This is a genomic window from Allobosea sp. P4_C6 (genome assembly GCF_056402015.1).
Genome location: NZ_JBFUIF010000106.1, coordinates 1 through 5,301, shown reverse-complemented (window position 1 = coordinate 5,301; position 5,301 = coordinate 1). Strand labels below are relative to the sequence as shown.

Below are 5,301 nucleotides of genomic sequence, written 5' to 3'. Positions count from 1 at the left end.
GTTCTGGTTCATGACCGATTCTCGTCGCTTCGACGTTGCGGCCGGAAGCTACCGCGCTCAGGGGCAGGAAACCTCTGCTGCCAACACCAACCGCCGCTCGGCTTGAGAGGACGCACGATGACGATTCACGCACAGGCGTCCAAATTGGACATGGACAAGTTTGCCAAGGTCCATCGGCTCATGAGCCAAGGCGCGACGGAGGGTGAGCGGCATGCTGCTCGCACTCGTGCTGAAGCCATGGCAGTTCGAGCTGGGATGACGCTCAAGCAGGCTGTGTCCAAGATGGACAGCAAGCCGAAGTCGCAGGCATTCGCCGCACAGCCCTCATCAGACTGGCGCGATATCTTTCGGGGATTCGACGACTGGTGCGAAGACCGTGAGCCTGGATACAAAGCGAGGAAAGCGAAGGACGCGGAAATTGCGGCAGCACGTCGCAAAATCGACATCGCCGGCATTCTGGCGCGCTATGGCTCCGAAGACGCGGTTTTCGCTGAGACCGAACGCGAAGCGTCGTTGCGCGAGGCTCTGGCTTCATTGGCGGACTATGCCGAGCTACACGCGGGCGGCGGTTCCTACATTAAGGGCTATGCTGGTTGGACGGTTGGCGAGCCTACGGCCCGTCTCTGGGAGGCGTTGCGAGGCGCATTCCCTTTCCCGACGACACTCGCTGCTGTCTGGGAGGAATACTGCGACTGGCTTCAGCTCGATGACGACCGCGCCACGATGGATGAGCATTGGGACACGCCCCGCCACATCAGGGCGAGAAAGGACGGGCTAGAGCATCTGTTGGACACGATGTCCGACCCAACCGTTGAGGGCGTACGAACCCGCCTGCGGTGGCTATCGCGGGTTTCCATTATGGAAGTAACGCGGGGCATCAAAGAAGACCGAAACCTTGCCGATTGTCTCTCGCTCGACTTCGCCGCCCTATCCCGCCAATTCGAGAAGGCTGCTCAAAATGGACAGGGCAACAATAAGAGTGAGGGCAGCCATACCGCTGCTGCCGCCGAGCGCGGCGTTGATAAATCCCACCTTCGCCGCACCAATGCCGACAAACAGCGCGACGTGCTGTCTATGTTGGACACTGATCCCGAGATGACCGACCGGGCGATTGCCCGGAGGTGCGGCGTCAGTCCACAGACTGTCAGCAACTGGCGCAAGCGGAGGGCCGCGGCATGAGCGTGGTCGAATTTCCCCAACGCCGCATTGTGCGCCGTCCTCGCAATCCGGCCGATCATATCGCGGTCGCCAGCCGCCACGATCTGAAGCACGAGCTGGACGGCATGAGATCCATGCTCGGGCTCATGTGGGGCGCGGCAGCGCTGGCGAAGATCAAGCGCATAGAGTGCAACAGCAAGGCGTCTCCTGCCTTCAATGTCTGGCTGCGGCAGGAGGGAGAGCATAGCACCGCCGGTATCGCTCACAGCGTCGCGGCGGCGGCGTGCCGCGTATTCGGCGGCCACAATGGCATCGCTGTTTATGGCTCGGACGGCGAATCCGTCTCACTCGATCCAGAGTGGCCAAGACCAGCAGCGTAAAACTCCCCGCAACTCTCGAGCCGGCCGCTGGGAAGCTTTTCGCTCGCGTTAAGCCCTTGCCGGGCCGACCAATGCTTTGAGCAGTTCCTCGCGCGTCGGCGTGGTCAAGCTTAGCTGGACCCAAAGCTTTAAGGGAGCGACTTTATCGATTTGAGCCACCAATGCCATGCGTTCCTGCGGTACTGCCGGAACGATGCACCCATCGCTTCCTAAACGGCCTGTTCCATGAATGTAAAAGCCTCCAGGGAAAGAGTAACCGCGGGTCTTGGTCTTTAAATGCGCTGTTTGCGATACCAGCTTATTGGATATTCCGAGGGTAGGATTTTTTTCACTTCGCTGAACTGTATAAACTCCTGGAGGTATAGGTCCGCCACGCTGTCCAAATGATTTAGATATTTCTTTTACACGATAATCAAAAGTAGCCTCCGAATGGTCATCTCTTCCGGCGATACTTCCTCTTCCTCCGCCGGAAAACGCCTTTATATCAAATTTCTTGCCGTTTACGATGCCGTAAAGGCGCTGCTGGCCAATCAAATACACGAGATAGTGGCTGGGAGAGGACGATTGGCCCATAAATTTCTCCATAGAAGGTATTTCATCTTTCGACATTCCCCAGAGTAAATTACTCCGATAACCATCCGCAAGCCATCGTCATCAGGCCCGGTCCCGGATATGTCGGCTATGGCGAGTGGATAAGAAAATGCATCTTGCATTGCGCAATAAGGGTAAAAATCGGAACAGGACGTGGCAAGAGGAGCGTGAGATCCGATTATGATTACGCGAAATCCAATAGTGCTGGCCCTCCTAGCGGCGACAGCATCCCTGGCTCACGCCCAAAACATAAGCCTGAACGACCTCGAAGGACATTCGATATCCATCGAATATGTTGAGGGCATCTCTCAATCCGGAAGTACACAGGTGCCATATTTTTGGAGAGACAAAATCTACATATCGACAAAAGGTCGTCTATTCCACTCCAGTAAACAGCAAAGTTTCTTACGCCCTAGCGACTACAACCARGAYACGGTATCTGGTGTGGTGGGATCCGACTTAAACCAAACCGGTCARTTTCGATGGGGCGAACAGGSTCTGGTACGGGAATGGATCAGRAGCCGCACTCGATTTCGATAMTCTATYCTRATCAATAGATCTCGCGASGGCTATACMTGTCGAGCCKCWATAGAACGRTWCGGCATAGGCGTAGAAAGCCRCTTAATACGACAGAGYTGCCGGGTTACGAAWGGCAATATCCATTCATCATCGCTCGGAATTTCCTATTTTTGCTCGGSWTGGCGCYCTARAAWGCCWKAAATAWYTYCGGGCGGCWGCCGTRAGCCCTGGTRCKCCTAAGRCAAAATCKGTGATGGCKATGCCTCGCCGAGAAGGAAATGTATCKTAGGGAAGGCCGTCATGATTGAGGGGCGCCGGATGCAACTGCTACTTCGCCTGCTGTTGATCCCATTGGCTCTTTTTGAAGCGACACTCGCCTCGGCCCAGAACGGCGAGGTTCGAATCGGCCTCGTTATAGGTAACAGCACATATGCGGCAGGCAGCCGCCTGCCAAATGCCCAGCGTGACGCCGATCTGATCGCGCGCACGTTGCGAGAGATCGGCTTCACTAAAGTAATCGTCACGAGTGATGCGGATTCGGTCAGCATGCGGCGTAGCTTGCGTGATTTCAGCACCGAGGCCGCGAAGGCAGATTGGGCCGTCGTCTACTATGCGGGCCACGGGATTGAGCTCGGTGGCACAAACTATCTCATTCCAGTCGATGCCCGGCTGGCGAACGAAAGAGATGCTGTGTTTGAAGCCTTGCCATTGGAGCAGGTGCTTGCCAGCATCGATGGCGCCCGGAAGCTGCGTCTCATCATATTGGACGCCTGTCGGGATAACCCTTTCCTCAGATCGATGACCCGAACAGTTGCCAGTCGATCTCTAAGCCGTGGTCTGGGGCGCGTCGAACCGGAAGGCGGAACTCTTGTAGCTTATGCCGCTAAGGCCGGCCAGGTCGCACTCGACGGCCAAACAGATAATAGTCCGTTCGTGACCGCTTTGACCAAGCGCATGAGCGAACCTGGTCTTGAGATAAATATGGTGTTCAGAGCCGTGCGAGACGATGTTCTCGCACTAACCAACAAGCAGCAGGAGCCGTTTGTTTATGGCTCGCTCCCCAACGAAGCCTTCTATTTCAAGCCCCTCGTAGGCCCAGCCGTAGCGCCCATACCCGCCCCAACTGCCCTCCCGCCGGACCGTGTGCCGGCGGCTGCGCCGCCTTCCCATGCGAAACCCCAACCGCCTGTCAAATTGCGCCAAAGCAGCCGCTTGCAGAGTAAGCCATCTGCAAAGCCTAACCCCTCACGGGCCAGCAGAGCTTCATCGCCGAAATGTTTCTCATTCGGCGGAACGACACACTGCGAGTAGTCGAGGCTACGCCTACGATGGCCAGAAGACAGGCTAAGGGCACGGCCGTGCCCTGCGCCGCTCACCCCGCAAGCACGTTTCCCTTAAAAACGCGGCACGATCGACCGATGGGTACAACACTGCCCCTTATGGACGAGCGATCGATTGACACGCGGCAGGCGAACCCATCACCCGATCTTGAAATCGCAATCGACTGGCGGATGCGAATTCCTCGGTTGTTCGTCCACTCCCGCGTTATCCCGTCACCGGACCACCGGAAGACTGATTTTTTGTCCTCCGATAGCCCGTCCTCATCTCCCACATTCTCAACATCTCGATCTCGATTCGGGCGGGAGTCTTGCCGCTGAAACCGATGGAAGATTCTGCCTTTTGTTGAGAAGTACACCCGGTCCCGCCACGTGGCCCGAAAGCTACCCCTCCGCCGAGTCACAACTTCTTCTTCATATTCGGCGACGACGGAATATCCCTCAAAGTCAGAGAATCGAAGCGTTTGGGCGGACAGTCCCGATGACGAGATCATGAGCACCGATATGAGCCCGACAGACCAACGAGGGTTCATGTTGACCTCGCGCGCGGCAAAGCGGATGCAACAAATTGACCTAACGTCAATGAACCACGACCTGGGGACAAGAGCAAGTTGCAGGTGGACACGCTGCTCTTGACGGAACCGTAGCCCACCCTCCTCGTTGGGAGCGCGGCATCATAGATGCTGCCCGTTCGGTAGTTGGATGCGTCGCCTCGGACGCCCCGGCCACGGCAGGAAGTGTTATCTTCCAGCCTGCTCATGCCTTCGGTACAGGTGACTGAAAGCTGTCGGGATAGTGGACGCTGAATCTATTTGGCGAGACGAGGTTTCTGAATGCGGCCCAGCGCCAGGCTATTGCCGACGCCGAGGCCCGGCTCGCTGTCAACCAGACGAGGGGCCGGGCACGAGTGTCGTGAGCGACGACATCCCCAGGCAGCCGCGCCGACCCCATCATCTGACCCGTCTCTGCAGGGGGAAAGTAGCGGAAGTGCGGGGGCGTAGGTGCCTGCGGCGCCTCGCGGTCTGAAATTAGCCCCGTGCCGCGCATCGACGCCGTATCTTCTCCACTGTCGCTGCCATGCTGGCCAGGCTGCGCTGCTCGAGCGCCATTGCTGTCGCGTGGGCGCGGTCATAGGTCGTCCAGTGCATCCCCTTCGGCTTGGGCGGGAATGACAGCGTGAGGTTGGGCGAACCGCCCAGGCTCTCCCGGATCCGCTGCGCTCGCCGCACCGATAGATAGCGCTTGTCCTCGTTCTGCGATGGATAGGCGATGCGCTTGCAGGACCGACAGGTGAAAGCCGGGCCGCCGGCATGGGA

The 5,301-nt window shown here is 57.8% G+C and carries 5 protein-coding genes; 3 read left to right on the top strand and 2 right to left on the bottom strand.

Features of this window, described 5'->3' with window-relative positions:
* The first annotated feature begins 117 nt into the window (after positions 1 to 117).
* The gene (locus tag AC1DVA_RS26155; RefSeq protein WP_476807818.1) at positions 118 to 1,179 is read left to right on the top strand and encodes a winged helix-turn-helix domain-containing protein; all 1,062 of its coding nucleotides are present in this window, start codon (positions 118 to 120) and stop codon (positions 1,177 to 1,179) included.
* Positions 1,176 to 1,538, top strand: a complete 363-nt coding sequence (locus AC1DVA_RS26150) for a hypothetical protein (protein ID WP_476807817.1) — start codon at positions 1,176 to 1,178, stop codon at positions 1,536 to 1,538. The genes AC1DVA_RS26155 and AC1DVA_RS26150 overlap by 4 nt, the downstream gene beginning before the upstream one ends.
* A gap of 48 nt (positions 1,539 to 1,586) precedes the next feature.
* On the opposite strand, the gene AC1DVA_RS26145 is transcribed toward AC1DVA_RS26150, so the two are convergent.
* The gene (locus AC1DVA_RS26145; RefSeq protein WP_476807816.1) at positions 1,587 to 2,147 is read right to left on the bottom strand and encodes a L,D-transpeptidase; all 561 of its coding nucleotides are present in this window, start codon (positions 2,145 to 2,147) and stop codon (positions 1,587 to 1,589) included.
* An 801-nt stretch (positions 2,148 to 2,948) separates the two neighbouring features.
* Between AC1DVA_RS26145 and AC1DVA_RS26140 the strand changes: the two genes are divergently transcribed.
* Positions 2,949 to 3,959: a caspase family protein gene (locus AC1DVA_RS26140; RefSeq protein ID WP_476807815.1), complete on the top strand. Its 1,011-nt coding sequence runs from the start codon at positions 2,949 to 2,951 to the stop codon at positions 3,957 to 3,959.
* Between the two features lie 1,054 nt (positions 3,960 to 5,013).
* On the opposite strand, the gene AC1DVA_RS26135 is transcribed toward AC1DVA_RS26140, so the two are convergent.
* Positions 5,014 to 5,301, bottom strand: a 288-nt coding sequence (locus AC1DVA_RS26135) for a hypothetical protein (protein ID WP_476807814.1), incomplete at its 5' end; no start/stop codon positions are given.